Origin of the sequence: Pseudomonas sp. TH41 (assembly GCF_016650695.1) — a bacterium.
Lineage (GTDB): Bacteria > Pseudomonadota > Gammaproteobacteria > Pseudomonadales > Pseudomonadaceae > Aquipseudomonas.
This window is the reverse complement of record NZ_JAEKFH010000003.1, coordinates 223868-239454: the sequence shown is the minus strand read 5'-3', so window position 1 is coordinate 239454 and position 15587 is coordinate 223868. Positions and strand designations below refer to the sequence as shown.

At 58.7% G+C, this 15587-nt stretch carries 14 protein-coding genes and 5 tRNA genes; 12 read left to right on the top strand and 7 right to left on the bottom strand.

Annotated elements, in window-relative coordinates; genetic code table 11:
- The first annotated feature begins 3 nt into the window (after positions 1–3).
- Both JFU37_RS03860 and JFU37_RS03855 read left to right on the top strand, forming a co-directional pair.
- The gene (locus tag JFU37_RS03860; protein ID WP_201113057.1) at positions 4–798 is read left to right on the top strand and encodes an exodeoxyribonuclease III; all 795 of its coding nucleotides are present in this window, start codon (positions 4–6) and stop codon (positions 796–798) included.
- 112 nt (positions 799–910) lie between these two features.
- Positions 911–1762, top strand: a complete 852-nt coding sequence (locus tag JFU37_RS03855; RefSeq protein ID WP_201113055.1) for an arylamine N-acetyltransferase family protein — start codon at positions 911–913, stop codon at positions 1760–1762.
- Here the strand turns inward: JFU37_RS03855 and JFU37_RS03850 are convergent.
- Positions 1741–2073, bottom strand: coding sequence for a BrnA antitoxin family protein (locus JFU37_RS03850; RefSeq protein WP_201113053.1), 333 nt, complete (start codon positions 2071–2073; stop codon positions 1741–1743). The two genes, JFU37_RS03855 and JFU37_RS03850, sit on opposite strands and share 22 nt — an antisense overlap.
- A 3-nt stretch (positions 2074–2076) precedes the next feature.
- Entirely contained in the window at positions 2077–2358 is a 282-nt protein-coding gene (locus JFU37_RS03845; RefSeq protein WP_201113051.1) for a BrnT family toxin, read from the bottom strand.
- 250 nt (positions 2359–2608) lie between these two features.
- Here JFU37_RS03845 and JFU37_RS03840 point away from each other — a divergent pair, with 250 nt between their 5' ends.
- A complete protein-coding gene (locus tag JFU37_RS03840; RefSeq protein WP_201113049.1) occupies positions 2609–4126 on the top strand; it encodes a nucleobase:cation symporter-2 family protein in 1518 nt (505 codons plus the stop codon).
- Positions 4127–4296: 170 nt separating this feature from the next.
- Here JFU37_RS03840 and JFU37_RS03835 read toward each other — a convergent pair.
- Positions 4297–4372, bottom strand: a tRNA-Asn gene (locus tag JFU37_RS03835).
- 227 nt (positions 4373–4599) lie between these two features.
- On the opposite strand from JFU37_RS03835, the gene JFU37_RS03830 reads away from it, so the two are divergent.
- The gene (locus JFU37_RS03830; RefSeq protein WP_008007186.1) at positions 4600–4830 is read left to right on the top strand and encodes a hypothetical protein; all 231 of its coding nucleotides are present in this window, start codon (positions 4600–4602) and stop codon (positions 4828–4830) included.
- Here JFU37_RS03830 and JFU37_RS03825 read toward each other — a convergent pair.
- Together JFU37_RS03825 and JFU37_RS03820 are read right to left on the bottom strand one after the other, a co-directional pair.
- Positions 4827–5027 (bottom strand): hypothetical protein, encoded by a 201-nt coding sequence (locus tag JFU37_RS03825; RefSeq protein WP_201113047.1) that lies wholly within the window; start codon positions 5025–5027, stop codon positions 4827–4829. The genes JFU37_RS03830 and JFU37_RS03825 overlap by 4 nt on opposite strands.
- A 245-nt stretch (positions 5028–5272) precedes the next feature.
- Positions 5273–6469 carry an amino acid aminotransferase gene (locus tag JFU37_RS03820; protein WP_201113045.1) on the bottom strand — a complete coding sequence of 399 codons (1197 nt, stop codon included), beginning with the start codon at positions 6467–6469 and terminating at the stop codon, positions 5273–5275.
- Positions 6470–6806: 337 nt separating this feature from the next.
- Here JFU37_RS03820 and uvrB point away from each other — a divergent pair, with 337 nt between their 5' ends.
- A complete protein-coding gene (uvrB, locus tag JFU37_RS03815) occupies positions 6807–8822 on the top strand; it encodes an excinuclease ABC subunit UvrB (protein WP_201113043.1) in 2016 nt (671 codons plus the stop codon).
- Between the two features lie 110 nt (positions 8823–8932).
- On the opposite strand, the gene JFU37_RS03810 is transcribed toward uvrB, so the two are convergent.
- Positions 8933–10423 (bottom strand): DHA2 family efflux MFS transporter permease subunit, encoded by a 1491-nt coding sequence (locus JFU37_RS03810; RefSeq protein WP_201116394.1) that lies wholly within the window; start codon positions 10421–10423, stop codon positions 8933–8935.
- Between the two features lie 49 nt (positions 10424–10472).
- Complete coding sequence (locus tag JFU37_RS03805; RefSeq protein WP_201113041.1) at positions 10473–11522, bottom strand: HlyD family secretion protein; 1050 nt, start codon at positions 11520–11522, stop codon at positions 10473–10475.
- A gap of 219 nt (positions 11523–11741) precedes the next feature.
- Between JFU37_RS03805 and gltX the strand changes: the two genes are divergently transcribed.
- The 7 genes from gltX to JFU37_RS03770 all read left to right on the top strand — a co-directional run bounded on the left by gltX (position 11742) and on the right by JFU37_RS03770 (position 15553).
- Positions 11742–13223 (top strand): glutamate--tRNA ligase, encoded by a 1482-nt coding sequence (gene gltX, locus JFU37_RS03800; RefSeq protein WP_140679650.1) that lies wholly within the window; start codon positions 11742–11744, stop codon positions 13221–13223.
- A 226-nt stretch (positions 13224–13449) separates the two neighbouring features.
- Positions 13450–13525, top strand: a tRNA-Ala gene (locus JFU37_RS03795).
- 79 nt (positions 13526–13604) lie between these two features.
- Positions 13605–13680: transfer RNA gene (locus JFU37_RS03790), tRNA-Glu, on the top strand.
- A gap of 53 nt (positions 13681–13733) precedes the next feature.
- Positions 13734–13809 (top strand) — tRNA-Ala (locus JFU37_RS03785).
- A gap of 80 nt (positions 13810–13889) precedes the next feature.
- A tRNA-Glu gene (locus JFU37_RS03780) sits at positions 13890–13965 on the top strand.
- 183 nt (positions 13966–14148) lie between these two features.
- Positions 14149–14688, top strand: coding sequence for a TetR/AcrR family transcriptional regulator (locus JFU37_RS03775; protein WP_201113039.1), 540 nt, complete (start codon positions 14149–14151; stop codon positions 14686–14688).
- A gap of 31 nt (positions 14689–14719) precedes the next feature.
- Positions 14720–15553, top strand: coding sequence for an alpha/beta fold hydrolase (locus tag JFU37_RS03770; protein ID WP_201113037.1), 834 nt, complete (start codon positions 14720–14722; stop codon positions 15551–15553).
- Positions 15554–15587 lie beyond the last annotated feature (34 nt).

Below are 15587 nucleotides of genomic sequence, written 5' to 3'. Positions count from 1 at the left end.
CCGATGAAAAATTTGCGAGTCGCCACCTTCAACGTTAACGGCCTGCGCGCTCGGCTGCCGAATTTGCTGGCCTGGCTGGAGAGGGAAAAACCGGACATTGCCTGTTTGCAGGAACTCAAGTCGATCGACAGCGCCTTTCCCGCTGCGGAGCTGGAGGCGGCGGGTTACGGCGCGATCTGGCAAGGTCAGCCATCGTGGAACGGCGTGGCGATTCTGGCGCGGGATGCGCAGCCGCTGGAAACTCGTCGGGGGCTGCCGGGTGATGACAATGACACCCACAGCCGGTATCTGGAGGCGGCCGTGCACGGAATTCTGGTGGGCTGCCTATACCTGCCCAATGGCAATCCGCAGCCGGGGCCGAAGTTCGACTACAAGCTGGCGTGGTTCGAACGGTTGATCAGCTACGCGCAGGCGCTTCAGGGCAGCAAGCATCCGGTCGTGCTGGCCGGCGACTATAACGTGGTCCCCACCGACCTGGACATCTACAACCCGCGCTCCTGGCTGAAGGATGCACTGCTGCAGCCAGAGAGCCGCGAGTGTTACCAGCGGCTGCTCTACCAGGGGTGGACCGATTCCTTGCGTCATCTGTATCCGGAGGATCGCCTCTATACCTTCTGGGATTATTTCCGACAGCACTGGCAGAAAAACTCGGGGCTGCGCATCGATCATCTGTTGCTCAACCCGGCGTTGAGCCCTTATCTGCATGAAGCCGGCGTCGATGCCTGGGTTCGTAACGAACCACACGCCAGCGACCACGCACCGACATGGATTCGGCTAGGCTCGCGCAAGCGTCGTTGAAGTTTACGTGGGGGGCGATTGGCTAAATCAATTGTCGGTCGAAGCGCTTTTTCCCTTATACATGGCGCCCATCAGCGGAGTGATCCGCGGCCCCATGCAAAAGGACCGAGCAATGAGCGAGCCACGCCTGACGAATCTGAGCCTGTATTTACAACGCCTGGGTTTCAACGCGCCCCCCACACCGACGCTGGAAACCCTGCGTCAACTTCAGCTACGCCACACTGGCACCTTCCCCTTCGAAAACCTCACTACCTTGTCGGGCGAACCTGTACTCATCGACTTGCCGTCCATCGAGCAAAAAGTCCTGTACGAGGGGCGCGGTGGGTACTGCTACGAACTCAATAATCTGTTTCTGGCCTTGCTTCAGGCGCTGGGTTTCGATGCTCGAGGCATTAGCGGTCGTGTGGTGATGGGCCAGCCTGAAGGCGCATGGACTGCTCGTACTCACCGCTTGAGCCTGGTGATTCTGGATGGCGTGCGCTACATCACCGACGTCGGCTTTGGCGGCATGGTCCCTACCGCGCCGCTGCTGCTTGATACACCGACCGAACAGTTCACCCCGCACGAGCACTATCGCATCGAGCAACATGCTGATGGCTATACCCTTCGCGCCAACGTCGCCGGCGAATGGCGGGCGATGTACCTCTTCGATCTGCAACGCCAGGAAGACATCGATTACACCGTCGGCAACTGGTACGTCTCAACTCATCCAGAATCTTCCTTCGTTAAACAACTGATGGTGGCCCGCACGGGGGAGGGCTGGCGGCGCACGCTGAACAATGGCAGTTTCGCGATTCATCGTCTGGGCAGTGAGAGCGAGCGAAGGCAAGTGGCAGATGTTGATGAATTGGTTGGGTTGCTGGAGAGCGAGTTCGGGATTCGGGTGCCCGAGCACCTGAAGTTGAAGCAGGTGCTTGGGCGGTTGCTGGAGCCTTGGGTCACTCAAGGCTCCAGCACGCGATGAATTTCATTGAGGACCTCTGACAATTTTTTCTCCAGGCTCTTCAGCTCGGAGGCGGTTATCCCTTCTTTGAAATGACCGGCATTCGCAACAGCGGTGTACGGGGTAGATGCCTTGCCTTTACCCCCATCGCCGAGCAAGGCGTGGCGCAAGGTGTTGTTGATCACTGTCTGGTAACCAAACCCCTCGTTCTCGGCCACGGCGCGAGCAGCTTCCAGGACGACATCATCGAGCATGATGGTGATTCGGGTTTTTCCTTTACTGGAAGCAACCGCTCCGCGCTTGGCGTTACTGAAGTCGTATTCGTCTTTCATTGATCAAGCCTCCATATATCGACGCGGCTCGTTTTTGGTAGCGACGCGTGCCGAAATGATTCGAACGAAATTCGGATCGCGATAGGTGTACGCAACGACCAACAAACGACCTTTGGCATCCAGCCCCATGATGATCCACCGCTGCTCATCGTGATGGTTGTCTTGCAACGAGAGGGCTCTCTCGTCGTAAAACACGGCCTCCGTTTCCGCGAGGCTGATGCCTTGATGCTTTAATTTGTTAGCTGCGCTCTTTGCCTTGTGATACTGAATTTCGAATGGCTTCATTATGCATACTTTATATGTATAGGCGAGAGGCGTCCGTGCCGGCGGTCGCTTGGAACTCCGAAGACTAGCGGGCGAGGGGAAAGGCAGCGGAAGGATGTATTTCAAAATTTTTGGAGGGCGACCGCACAGATCGGGGATCGGGTGGATACATGTCCATAATCCGACTGATGAGTTGTATACAACTCTATAGACATTTGTCCTATGTCTTGCATACAGTGTGCGCATAACAAAAACCAGGGAACCCCCAAACATGAAAACGCCCCATGTTTCACACCAACGGCCCGAGGATGAAAATCTTGGGATCGGCGCGAATATGGCTTACGGCCTGCAACATGTTCTGACCATGTACGGCGGCATCGTCGCGGTGCCTTTGATCATCGGTCAGGCGGCGGGGCTCTCTCCCGCGGACATCGGTTTGTTGATTGCTGCTTCATTGTTTGCGGGGGGCTTGGCGACGTTACTCCAGACCCTTGGGTTACCGTTTTTCGGTTGTCAGTTGCCGCTGGTGCAGGGCGTGTCTTTCTCTGGCGTCGCGACCATGGTGGCGATTGTCAGCAGTGGTGGGGAAGGCGGGTTTCAGTCGATTCTGGGGGCGGTGATTGCGGCGTCCTTGATCGGTTTGCTGATCACGCCGGTGTTCTCGCGCATTACCAAGTTCTTCCCGCCGCTGGTCACGGGTATCGTGATCACCACCATCGGCCTGACGCTGATGCCGGTGGCCGCACGCTGGGCCATGGGCGGCAACAGCCACGCGGCGGATTTCGGCAGCATGTCGAACATCGGTCTGGCGGCACTGACGCTGGTGTTGGTTTTGCTCCTCAGCAAGATCGGCAGCGCGACCATCTCCCGGTTGTCGATCCTGCTAGCGATGGTCATTGGTACGGTGATTGCGGTGTTCCTCGGCATGGCGGACTTTTCGTCCGTCACCCAAGGCCCGATGTTCGGCTTCCCCACGCCGTTCCACTTTGGCATGCCGACCTTCCACTTCGCCGCGATCCTGTCGATGTGCATCGTGGTCATGGTGACGTTGGTGGAAACCTCGGCCGACATCCTCGCAGTCGGTGAAATCATCGGCACCAAAGTGGACTCCAAGCGCTTGGGCAACGGTCTGCGCGCCGACATGCTGTCGAGCATGATCGCGCCGATTTTTGGCTCCTTCACCCAAAGCGCATTCGCCCAGAACGTCGGGCTGGTGGCGGTGACCGGCATCAAGAGCCGCTTTGTGGTGGCGACCGGGGGCGTATTCCTGGTGATCCTCGGCCTGCTGCCCTTCATGGGCCGAGTCATTGCCGCCGTACCGACCTCTGTACTGGGCGGCGCCGGTATCGTGTTGTTTGGCACCGTGGCGGCCAGTGGTATCCGTACGCTGTCCAAGGTCGACTACCGTAACAACGTCAATCTGATCATCGTCGCCACCTCCATCGGTTTCGGTATGATTCCGATTGCCGCGCCGAACTTCTACGACCACTTCCCCAGCTGGTTTGCGACGATCTTCCACTCGGGCATCAGTTCCTCGGCGATCATGGCCATCGTGCTGAACCTGACGTTCAACCACCTCACTGCCGGCAACTCCGATCAGCAGTCGGTGTTCGCGGCGGGTACTGAGCGGGTTCTGCGATATCAGGATTTGGCAGCGTTGCGCGAAGGGGATTACTTCAGCGAAGGCAAACTGCATGACTGCGACGGAAAGGAAATTCCGGTGGTGGAGGTGGATCATGGGCATGGAGAGCCGCGGACGCTGCTTGCGAAAAGTAGTGAGCATGTCTGAGTAAAAAAGCGCCGTAGGAGCGAGCTTGCTCGCGATGGGCTCAACAGTGACGCGTTTAATCAGAAAACACGCGTTATCGTTAGCGTCTATCGCGAGCAAGCTCGCTCCTACAAACAGCCACAAAAAAGCCCCTGAACCTTTCGATTCAGGGGCTTTTCGCTACTTCTGTCTGGCTCCACGACCTGGACTCGAACCAGGGACCCAGTGATTAACAGTCACTTGCTCTACCAACTGAGCTATCGCGGAATGGCGTGTATGTTACTGATTCAAAAAGAGAAGTCAAGCACCAGTTGGTAACTTGACGGATTCGCGATGACGGACGGTGGTTTATCGGCCATTGGCGGTTACCAGAATCGCCTCAGAGGTCTACCATGGCCGCCCGGAAGTGGTTACACGCGCTGCCGGCCATTCGCCGAAAAGGTACGCGCCATGAATCACCCAGTTTTCACACCTCACCACAACGGGGTGTTCGCATGAGCATCGCACAGATCAGTCTGCCCAAGGGTGTCGGCCCGCACGCCGAGAAACTGTTCGACGCCATCACTCAGGCCAGTACCGCTGACGAATTGAACCGCGCGGGCGGTAAGGCCGAAGGTTTTGTCCTCGGTCTTGAAAGCACCAAGGCGATCAAGAGCCAGGTGGCTGAATCGCTGTATGTCGCCTATGACGACGCAGCCAGCCAGCGTGCGACCGAACTGGCTTAGCCGCCGAACGTCACCGTGCCGAGCATCAGTTTGGCGTACAACATCGTTGCGCCCAGTTGCACCAGCCACAAGGCCAGGCCACCCAGAAACACGCCCGCCGCCACTTGCAGCACCAGGTTGTTACCGCGTTTGGCCGGTGTGCGGGGCACGAAATGGTCCAGCTCATCGCGGTCGGCGCGTAGGTCATCGTTTTTCATGTGGGTTCTCGTAAGAAATCTCGGATGTACACACAACCTGTAGGAGCGAGCTTGCTCGCGAAAAACTTGAGGGCGGTGATCACATCCAGATAGTGCGCGTCATCGTTAACGTCCATCGCGAGCAAGCTCGCTCCTACAGGTAGATGTGTGCAGTCTAGAGGGCTTGATTGTCGGGTTGAGAATTATCTGAGACAAATAAAAAACGGGAAGCCCAAAGGCTTCCCGTTTTTCGTGTCGTGCGAGACTCAGATCACCTGAACGATGGCCTGGGTCACGGCATCAATGTTGCTCTGGTTCAGCGCAGCCACGCAGATGCGGCCAGTGTCCAGGGCGTAGATGCCGAACTCGTTGCGCAGACGGGTCACTTGCTCAACCGTCAGGCCGGAGTAGGAGAACATGCCGCGCTGGCGACCGACGAAGCTGAAGTCGCGCTGTGGAGCGTTTTTCGCCAGCAGGTCCACCATCTGGATGCGCATGCCACGAATACGCAAGCGCATTTCGGCCAGTTCTTCTTCCCACTGGGCGCGCAGTTCCGGGCTGTTGAGCACCGCGGCGACGATGCTTGCACCGTGGGTTGGCGGGTTGGAGTAGTTGGTGCGGATCACGCGTTTGACCTGCGACAGCACGCGCGCGCTTTCTTCTTTCGATTCGCTGACGATCGACAGGGCGCCAACGCGCTCGCCGTACAGCGAGAAGGATTTGGAGAACGAGCTGGAGACGAAGAAGGTCAAGCCCGATTCTGCGAACAGACGTACCGCAGCGGCGTCTTCGTCGATGCCGTCGCCAAAGCCCTGGTAGGCCATGTCGAGGAACGGCACGTGACCTTTGGCCTTAACGACTTCCAGAACGTTTTTCCAGTCCGCCGGGCTCAAGTCCACGCCGGTCGGGTTGTGGCAGCAAGCGTGCAGCACAACGATCGAGCCGTTAGGCAGGGCATTCAGGTCTTCCAGCAGGCCGGCACGGTTTACGTCGTGGGTCGCGGCATCGTAGTAACGGTAGTTCTGCACCGGGAAGCCGGCGGTTTCGAACAGCGCGCGGTGGTTTTCCCAGCTTGGGTTGCTGATCGCTACGACGGCGTCTGGCAGCAATTGCTTGAGGAAATCGGCACCGATTTTCAGAGCGCCAGTACCGCCAACGGCTTGGGTCGTGATAACCCGGCCTGCGGCGATCAGCGGCGAGTCATTACCGAACAACAGCTTTTGCACCGCCTGGTCATAGGCGGCGATGCCGTCGATCGGCAAGTAGCCACGGGACACGTGTTGAGCGGCGCGAATCGTCTCGGCTTCGACAACGGCGCGCAAGAGAGGAATTCGCCCCTCCTCGTTGCAGTAAACACCGACCCCCAGGTTGACCTTGTTGGTACGGGTATCGGCGTTGAATGCTTCGTTGAGGCCCAGGATTGGATCGCGTGGTGCCATTTCGACAGCGGAGAACAGGCTCATTTTTGCGGCGGCTCTGAATGGAGTGTGGAGGGACGTGTCGCGCTCCAGCCGAATGCACTAGAGCGGTGCACAAACGGGGAGCTAGTATAGAGGTCATCCGCGATTGATGGCGACAGACGATTCCGCTTTTACAGTAAGTTTTTCCGATTATTTTTCGACCGTTAGTCGATTGGCAGCGTCGAAGTCTTTACGCGATGTAGGACGTTTGCCTTGAAAGCGACAGCAATCGGCTCCACATTGAGCACAATCCAGTTTTTTCCTCGGGCGACGTCGGTCGTTTGCGGTCTTTCTCGTTCCTGTCCGGTTTGACCAGGCCGGCGCGATCCAGAGGTAGTTCATGTCTGAATTCCAGCTAGTCACCCGCTTCGAGCCCGCCGGCGATCAGCCGGAAGCCATCCGCCTGATGGTCGAGGGTATCGAAGCCGGGCTGGCGCACCAGACGTTGCTCGGTGTGACCGGCTCGGGCAAGACCTTCAGCATCGCCAACGTGATCGCCCAAGTGCAGCGTCCGACCCTGGTGCTGGCGCCGAACAAGACGCTGGCTGCGCAGTTGTATGGCGAATTCAAGGCGTTCTTCCCGAACAACGCCGTTGAATACTTCGTTTCCTACTACGACTACTACCAGCCCGAGGCCTACGTGCCGTCCTCGGACACGTTCATCGAGAAAGATGCCTCGATCAACGACCACATCGAGCAGATGCGTCTGTCCGCGACTAAAGCGTTGCTGGAGCGCAAGGACGCAATCATCGTCACCACGGTGTCGTGCATCTACGGTTTGGGCAGCCCGGAAACCTATTTGAAGATGGTGCTGCACGTGGATCGCGGCGACAAACTCGACCAGCGAGCTTTACTGCGCCGTCTCGCCGATTTGCAATACACCCGTAACGACATGGATTTCGCCCGTGCGACCTTCCGCGTGCGCGGTGATGTGATTGATATCCACCCGGCGGAATCCGATTTTGAAGCGATCCGCATTGAACTGTTCGATGACGAAGTCGAGAGCCTGTCCGCCTTCGATCCGTTGACCGGCGAGGTGATCCGCAAGCTACCGCGCTTCACCTTCTATCCGAAAAGCCACTACGTGACGCCACGGGAAACCCTGCTGGGTGCCATCGAAGGGATCAAGGTCGAGTTGCAGGAGCGCCTGGAATACTTGCGCTCCAACAATAAACTGGTTGAGGCTCAGCGCCTGGAGCAACGCACCCGTTTCGACCTGGAGATGATTCTCGAACTGGGCTACTGCAACGGCATCGAAAACTACTCGCGCTATCTGTCCGGCCGTGCGTCCGGTGAGGCGCCGCCCACCTTGTTCGACTACCTGCCGGCGGACGCCTTGCTGGTGATCGACGAATCTCATGTCAGCGTGCCGCAGGTCGGCGCCATGTATAAGGGCGACCGCTCGCGTAAAGAAACGCTGGTGGAGTACGGCTTCCGTCTGCCGTCCGCGCTGGATAACCGGCCAATGCGGTTCGACGAGTTCGAAAACATCAGCCCGCAGACGATTTTTGTCTCGGCCACGCCGGGCAATTACGAGGCGGAACACGCCGGTCGCGTCGTCGAGCAACTGGTGCGCCCGACGGGTCTGGTGGACCCGCAAATCGAAATTCGTCCAGCACTGACTCAGGTCGACGATTTGCTCTCGGAAATCGGCAAGCGCGTGGCGCTGGAAGAGCGGGTGCTGGTGACCACGCTGACCAAGCGTATGTCCGAAGATTTGACCGATTACCTGGCCGACCACGGCGTGCGCGTGCGTTACCTGCACTCGGACATCGACACGGTCGAGCGGGTCGAAATCATCCGTGATTTGCGTCTGGGCACTTTTGATGTGCTGGTAGGGATCAACCTGCTGCGTGAAGGCCTGGACATGCCGGAAGTGTCCTTGGTGGCGATTCTCGATGCGGACAAGGAAGGCTTCCTGCGTTCCGAGCGCTCGCTGATCCAGACCATCGGCCGCGCGGCGCGCAACCTAAATGGTCGGGCGATTCTGTATGCGGATCGCATTACCGGTTCCATGGAGCGGGCGATTGGCGAAACCGAGCGTCGTCGCGACAAGCAGATCGCGTTCAACCTGGCCAATGGCATTACGCCCAAGGGTGTGTTCAAGGATGTCGCCGACATCATGGAAGGCGCTACTGTGCCGGGCTCGCGCAGCAAGAAGCGCAAGGGCATGGCCAAGGCGGCCGAGGAAAACGCCAGATACGAGGCCGAACTGCGCTCACCGGGGGAAGTCGCCAAGCGCATCAAGGCGCTGGAAGAGAAGATGTACTCGTTGGCGCGTGATCTGGAGTTCGAGGCGGCGGCGCAGATGCGTGATGAGATCACCAAGCTGCGGGAGCGGTTGATCGCTGTGTAGGAGCGAGCTTGCTCGCGATGGTCTTCAACGATAACGCGTCAAACCTGACACCCCTTGGGGCTCTCGGGTTTTTCGCGAGCGAGCTCGCTCCTACAGGTACTGCGCCGGTCTCAATGCGCTTCGCCAGCCTTCAACCCCGCCGGCAACTTCCTGGTCAACAACACCGCAATCATGCTGATCCCCAACGCAATCCCGACAAAATGAAACGCGTCGTTGTACGCCATGATCGACGCTTGCTGATGCGCAATCTCACTGAGCTTGCCCAGCGCCGCCGTCTCACTACCTAATCGATCCGTCAACGACGCCATCCTCTCGGCCACTTGCGGGTTGCCCGGCACGATGGATTCGCGCAAATAATCAAAGTAGGTCTTGGTCCGCGCATCCAGTAACGTGGCGAGGAGGGCGATGCCAATTGCGCCCCCCAGGTTACGCAGGATGTTGAACAGGCTCGACGCCGACCCCGCGTCCTGCGGCAGGATGTACGCCGTGGCGATCAGCGAGATGGTCACCATGATCAGCGGCTGGCCCAGCGCCCGGACGAGCTGGATCTGATTGAACTGCGGCCCGGCGAAGTCCGGGTTCAGCACCCCCGAAGAAAAACTGGCCAGCCCGAACAGCCCGAAGCCCAGCGTGCACAGCCATTTCGGCGAAACGACCTTCATCAGCTTCGGCACCAGCGGTATCAGAAACAGCTGTGGCACGCCCATCCACATAATCACTTCGCCGATCTGCAGGGCGTTGTAGTTCTGGATCTGCGCGAGGTACAGCGGCAACAGATAGATCGAGCCGTACAGCCCGACCCCCATCCCGACACTGGAAATGCTCGATAAGCCGAAGTTGCGATTGCCCAGGATCCCGAGATTGATCAGCGGATTGGGCTTGGAAAACTGCACGATCACAAAGGTGATGAGGCTGATCAGCGCAATGCTGCCCAAGGTCACGATCAGGTTCGACTCCAGCCAGTCCTTGCGATGGCCTTCCTCCAGGAACACCTGCAAACAGCCGAGGCCCACGCCCAGGGTGAGAATGCCCATGTAGTCGGTGCTTTTCAGCAACTCCCAGTGCGCTTCTTTCTTCTCCAGGCCATACATCAGGCCCGCGATCATGATCAGGCCGGGCGGCACGTTGATGTAGAAGATGTATTCCCAGCCCCAGTTTTCCGTCAGCCAGCCGCCGAGGGTCGGGCCGATGGAGGGCGCAAACGTCGCGGTCATGGCAAACATCGCCATGCCCTTGGCGCGATGGTGCTCGGGGAGTTTGATCAGCGTCAGCGTGAACGCCAGCGGAATAAGTGCGCCGCCGGTGAAGCCCTGCAAGGCACGGAAGACAATCATGCTCTCCAGGCTCCACGCCATGGAGCAGAGCAGGGAGGCCGCGAGAAACCCCAGCGACACCCATACCGCCAAGCGTCGCGCCGAAAGCAACTGGACCAGCCATGCCGTCAGCGGAATCATGATGATTTCCGCGACCAGATAAGACGTGGAAATCCACGAACCTTCTTCCAGTGTCGCTGACAGCGCGCCCTGAATGTCCTTGAGCGAAGAGTTGGTGATCTGGATGTCGAGCACCGCCATGAATGCGCCGAGCATCACACTCATCACCGCAATCCAGTCCCGCCGAGTCGGCTCGCCGACCGGGCGGATCAGTTGATCACCGGCCATCGTCAGGGGCGTCTTTGATGTTCACTTTCGCGGTGACCGACATGCCCGGACGGATCTTGCCGTGCAGCGGATTGTCCGCGGCGAAGGTCAGTTTTACCGGAATTCTTTGTACGACTTTGGTGAAGTTGCCGGTGGCATTGTCCGGCGGCAAGAGGCTGAACTGCGCACCTGAAGCGGCGAACAGGCTGTCGACCCGCGCGTTGATCGGCGTGTTGCTGTAGGCGTCAAAGGTCAGCTCGGCTTTCTGGCCGGGCTGCATGCGGCCGATTTGGGTTTCCTTGAAATTGGCCTGAATCCAGATGTCCTGGTCCGGAACGATCGACATCAGATAGGCGCCGGCCTGCACGTATTGGCCTTCGCGGGCGGCGCGCTGGCCGATCAGGCCGCTGATGGGGGCGTGGATTTCGCTGCGGGTAAGGTTCAGTTCAGCCTGGGCCAGGTCGGTTTTCGCGGTGGCGATCATGGCGTCGAGACGCTTGATCTCGGCGCTCAGGGCATTGACTTGCTGGCGCTGACTTTGCGCGTCCGCCTGGGCCTTGGTCACTTGTGAGCGGGCAATGTGATTGTCGGCGGAGAGGGTGGTGACTCGCTCTTCCGAGACGTAACCGGGTTTGCGCAGGGTTTGCGCGCGGGACAAGTCGATCTGCGAGCGGCCGAGGCTGGCCTGGCTGGAGGCCACTTGCGCATCGCTGGCGGCGATCAGGCTGGCTTGCTGGGTCAGTTTACTCTGGGCTTGCAGGCGTTCGGCCTGACGCGTCGCGAGGGTGGCGTTGGCGCGGTCGACGGCGAGATGGAAGTCGTCGCCTTCGAGCTTGATCAGCAGCTGGCCTTTCTCGACGTGCTGGTTGTCCTGCACCAGCACCTGTTCGATGCGCGCCCCCAACTGACTCGACACACGGGTGATCTCGCCCTGGACATAGGCATTGTCAGTGCTTTCATAAAACCGTCCCTTGAAGAACCACTGGGCAAAAAAGCCCCCGGCAATCAGCAGGACGATCAATAAGAAACTAAACAGGCGACGCTTGAGTTGGGCAGGCATGGGGCAAACTGTAGTCGAGAAAGTGTAAGGAAGTTATCAGCAGGCGAATCTGGCATACAGCCGATAAACGGTAAATGCCATCGGCTGATATTCGGCCATTCACCGCCGCATACGTGCGTTGTAGACGCAACCTTGGCTTAAATGCCCTGTTCACTGGAGCCGGGCGGGCATCGCCTGTTACCATTCGCCCTTTGTTTTATCTTCATTTCGAGACTTGCCATGACCACCGTCCGCACTCGCATCGCGCCATCGCCTACCGGGGATCCCCACGTAGGTACCGCTTACATCGCTTTGTTCAACTACTGCTTTGCCAAGCAGCATGGCGGTGAGTTCATCCTGCGGATTGAAGACACCGACCAATTGCGTTCGACCCGCGAGTCCGAACAGCAGATTTTCGACGCCTTGCGCTGGTTGGGTATCGACTGGAGCGAAGGCCCGGACGTCGGCGGCCCGCACGGTCCTTACCGTCAAAGCGAGCGCGGCGACATCTATCAGAAGTACTGCCAGCAGCTAGTAGAAATGGGCCACGCGTTCCCATGCTTCTGTACTGCCGAAGAACTCGACCAGATGCGCGCCGAGCAAATGGCTCGCGGCGAAACCCCACGTTACGACGGTCGTGCGCTGCTGCTGTCGAAAGAAGAAGTTGATCGTCGTCTTGCCGCTGGCGAGCCGCACGTCATCCGCATGAAAGTGCCGAGCGAAGGTGTTTGTGTGGTGCCTGACATGCTGCGTGGCGACGTCGAGATCCCGTGGGATCGCATGGACATGCAAGTGCTGATGAAGACCGACGGCCTGCCGACATACTTCCTGGCCAACGTGGTCGATGACCACTTGATGGGCATCACCCACGTATTGCGCGGTGAAGAGTGGCTGCCATCGGCACCGAAACTGATCCTGCTTTACGAGTACTTCGGCTGGGAACAACCGGAACTGTGCTACATGCCGCTGCTGCGTAACCCGGACAAGAGCAAGCTGTCCAAGCGCAAGAACCCGACCTCGGTGACGTTCTATGAGCGCATGGGTTTCATGCCGGAAGCGATGCTCAACTACCTGGGTCGCATGGGCTGGTCGATGCCGGACGAGCGTGAGAAGTTTTCACTGCAGGAAATGGTCGATAACTTCGACCTGAGCCGTGTCTCCCTCGGCGGGCCGATTTTCGACATCGAGAAGCTGTCGTGGCTCAACGGCCAATGGCTGCGTGACTTGCCGGTGGAAGAGTTCGCCTCTCGCTTGCAGACCTGGGCGCTGAACCCTGAGTACATGATGAAGATCGCACCGCACGTACAGGGCCGTGTTGAAACCTTCAGCCAGGTTGCACCGCTGGCCGGATTCTTCTTCGCCGGTGGCGTGAACCCGGATGCCAAGCTGTTTGAATCGAAGAAACTGTCGGGCGATCAGGTTCGTCAGTTGATGCAGTTGATCCTGTGGAAGCTCGAAAGCCTGCGTCAATGGGAGAAGGACAGCATCACTGCGACGATTCAGGCGGTGGTCGAGTCCCTGGAACTGAAACTCCGTGACGCCATGCCGTTGATGTTTGCGGCGATCACTGGCCAGGCCAGCTCGGTGTCGGTGCTCGACGCAATGGAAATCCTCGGTCCGGACCTGACCCGTTTCCGTCTGCGCCAGGCCATCGACCTGCTGGGTGGTGTGTCGAAGAAGGAAAACAAGGAGTGGGAAAAACTCCTGGGCAACATCGCCTGATTCCGAAAAGATCGCAGGCTACGCCAGCTCCTACATTTGAAATGCATTCCCCTGTAGGAGCTGCCGAAGGCTGCGATCTTTTGATCTTTGCCTTCGGCGTAACCCCGAATTTACGGGGGAGGGCGGTAAGTGATTGTTAAGTCGGCAAAAAACTTCGGAAATTGTTAAAAATAAGTTTGACAGCCTTCCGATGCGCCATTAAGATTCGCCCCGTCCTCAGCGATGAGGGGCTATAGCTCAGCTGGGAGAGCGCTTGCATGGCATGCAAGAGGTCGACGGTTCGATCCCGTCTAGCTCCACCAATTTACACTTCAAGACCTGGCCACACCGGTCTTGAAGCGATCAACACTAAGCGTTGATCAGTTGTATAGAAGGGTTTGCGTCCCCTTCGTCTAGTGGCCTAGGACACCGCCCTTTCACGGCGGTAACAGGGGTTCGAGTCCCCTAGGGGACGCCAGTTTTACAGAAGCGATGTTGCAAGATGTCGCTCCGCCGCGAGGCGAAAAATCTGGGGCTATAGCTCAGCTGGGAGAGCGCTTGCATGGCATGCAAGAGGTCGACGGTTCGATCCCGTCTAGCTCCACCAATTTTACAGTTCAAGGTCTGGCCACACCGGCCTTGAATCGATCAGCTCTCAGCACTGATCAGTTGTATAGAAGGTTTTGCGTCCCCTTCGTCTAGTGGCCTAGGACACCGCCCTTTCACGGCGGTAACAGGGGTTCGAGTCCCCTAGGGGACGCCACGATTACCCGCTCTGCGGGATTTTATAAGGGTCATTCAATTATTGAATGGCCCTTTTGTTTGTCTGGCGTTTGGCCAAATCCCCCAATTCTTTCAAACTGTTCTTCAGACCAGCGGTCACATCCACGACTTGCGAAAAATTATTATGAGAATAATATTCTAGTCGTAATATTCGGAGGCAACGATGAACGATAAAAAAGCTCAAACCCGTGAACGCATCCTCAAGGCTGCCAGTGCAGCACTGATCCAGCGCGGCCCGGCCGAACCGAGCGTGGGCGAAGTGATGGGCGCAGCCGGCCTGACCGTCGGCGGCTTCTATGCGCACTTCGAAAGTAAGGACGCGATGATGCTGGAAGCCTTCAAGCAACTGCTGGATCGACGTCGTGGCTCGATCGCCGACATGGATGCCGAGTTGACCGGCGAAGAGCGTCGCGCCCTCGTCGCTGCGTTCTATCTCTCGCGCAAACACCGTGACTCCTCTGAATCAGCGTGCCCGATCCCGGCGTCTGTCGGCGAGTTGGGTCGTCTGCCGGACGAGTTTCGGGTGGCATTGAATGAGCATGTGGAGTTGATGGTCGCGCAGTTGGCGGCCAGCCCGGAAGACACCGACAAAGCCTTGGCCGACATGGCCTTGATGGTCGGTGGTCTGGCTCTGGCACGGGCGCTGGGGCCAGGAGATTTGTCCGATCGATTGCTGCGTGCCGCCAAATCGGCGGTGCTATGACCTGAAGGCCATGGCCTGAGGAGTAAGAGCGATGAGCACGTTGAAGTGGGTTCGTGGCGTTAATGGCACCTTAGGCTGGTTTGCACCGACATTGGTCGCGAGCAAAATGCGACTGGCATTCATGACACCGCGGGAACTGCCACCGCGTGACTGGGAATTGCCACTGCTGGCGAGGTCCGAACGAATCACTTTGCGCTTCGGCCTCTCGGCGTTGCGCTGGGGGCAAGGCCCGGCGGTGTTGCTGATGCACGGTTGGGAAGGTCGGCCGACGCAATTTGCCAGTCTCATCACCGCGCTGGTCGATGCCGGTTACACCGTGGTTGCGCTGGACGGGCCGGCTCATGGCCATTCTCCTGGCCACGAGGCCAATGTGGTGCTGTTCGCCCGCGCCATGCTTGAGGCCGCCGCCGAGTTGCCGCCGCTGCAAGCAGTCATCGGCCACTCCATGGGGGGCGCCAGTGCCATGCTCGCGGTCCAGCTGGGCTTGCGCACCGAAACCCTGGTGACAATCGCCGCCCCGGCACGGATTCTCGGCGTGCTGCGCGGTTTCGCCCACCATGTGCGGCTGCCGCCGAAAGCCCGTTCGGCGTTCATTCGTCAGGTTGAGAAAGACGTCGGCATGCGCGCCGCGACGCTGGACGTCGCGCACTATCAACTCGACATGCCGGGGCTGATCGTCCATGCCGAAGATGACAGCTATGTTTCGGTCAAGGAGTCCCAGCTGATCCACGAATCCTGGTTCGACAGTCGCCTGTTGCGCCTGGAAGAGGGTGGTCATCAGCGGGTGCTCGCCGACCCTCGAGTGATTGATGGCGTGCTATCACTGCTGGCCGGCCGCAGCCTGCAATCGCGCCAATCGGCCTGAGCATCCGTTACACTGCCCCGGTCGAATTTATCTG

Bases quoted from the DNA above. Each gene is read 5' to 3' on its own strand.
- JFU37_RS03820 (WP_201113045.1), bottom strand. From the start codon at position 6,469: ATGAGCCTGTTCTCCGCTGTCGAAATGGCACCACGCGATCCAATCCTG.
- JFU37_RS03770 (WP_201113037.1), top strand. From the start codon at position 14,720: ATGAGCACGTTGAAGTGGGTTCGTGGCGTTAATGGCACCTTAGGCTGG.
- uvrB (WP_201113043.1), top strand. From the start codon at position 6,807: ATGTCTGAATTCCAGCTAGTCACCCGCTTCGAGCCCGCCGGCGATCAG.
- gltX (WP_140679650.1), top strand. From the start codon at position 11,742: ATGACCACCGTCCGCACTCGCATCGCGCCATCGCCTACCGGGGATCCC.
- JFU37_RS03805 (WP_201113041.1), bottom strand. From the start codon at position 11,522: ATGCCTGCCCAACTCAAGCGTCGCCTGTTTAGTTTCTTATTGATCGTC.
- JFU37_RS03855 (WP_201113055.1), top strand. From the start codon at position 911: ATGAGCGAGCCACGCCTGACGAATCTGAGCCTGTATTTACAACGCCTG.
- JFU37_RS03825 (WP_201113047.1), bottom strand. From the start codon at position 5,027: ATGAAAAACGATGACCTACGCGCCGACCGCGATGAGCTGGACCATTTC.
- JFU37_RS03845 (WP_201113051.1), bottom strand. From the start codon at position 2,358: ATGAAGCCATTCGAAATTCAGTATCACAAGGCAAAGAGCGCAGCTAAC.
- JFU37_RS03775 (WP_201113039.1), top strand. From the start codon at position 14,149: ATGAACGATAAAAAAGCTCAAACCCGTGAACGCATCCTCAAGGCTGCC.
- JFU37_RS03850 (WP_201113053.1), bottom strand. From the start codon at position 2,073: ATGAAAGACGAATACGACTTCAGTAACGCCAAGCGCGGAGCGGTTGCT.
- JFU37_RS03830 (WP_008007186.1), top strand. From the start codon at position 4,600: ATGAGCATCGCACAGATCAGTCTGCCCAAGGGTGTCGGCCCGCACGCC.
- JFU37_RS03860 (WP_201113057.1), top strand. From the start codon at position 4: ATGAAAAATTTGCGAGTCGCCACCTTCAACGTTAACGGCCTGCGCGCT.
- JFU37_RS03840 (WP_201113049.1), top strand. From the start codon at position 2,609: ATGAAAACGCCCCATGTTTCACACCAACGGCCCGAGGATGAAAATCTT.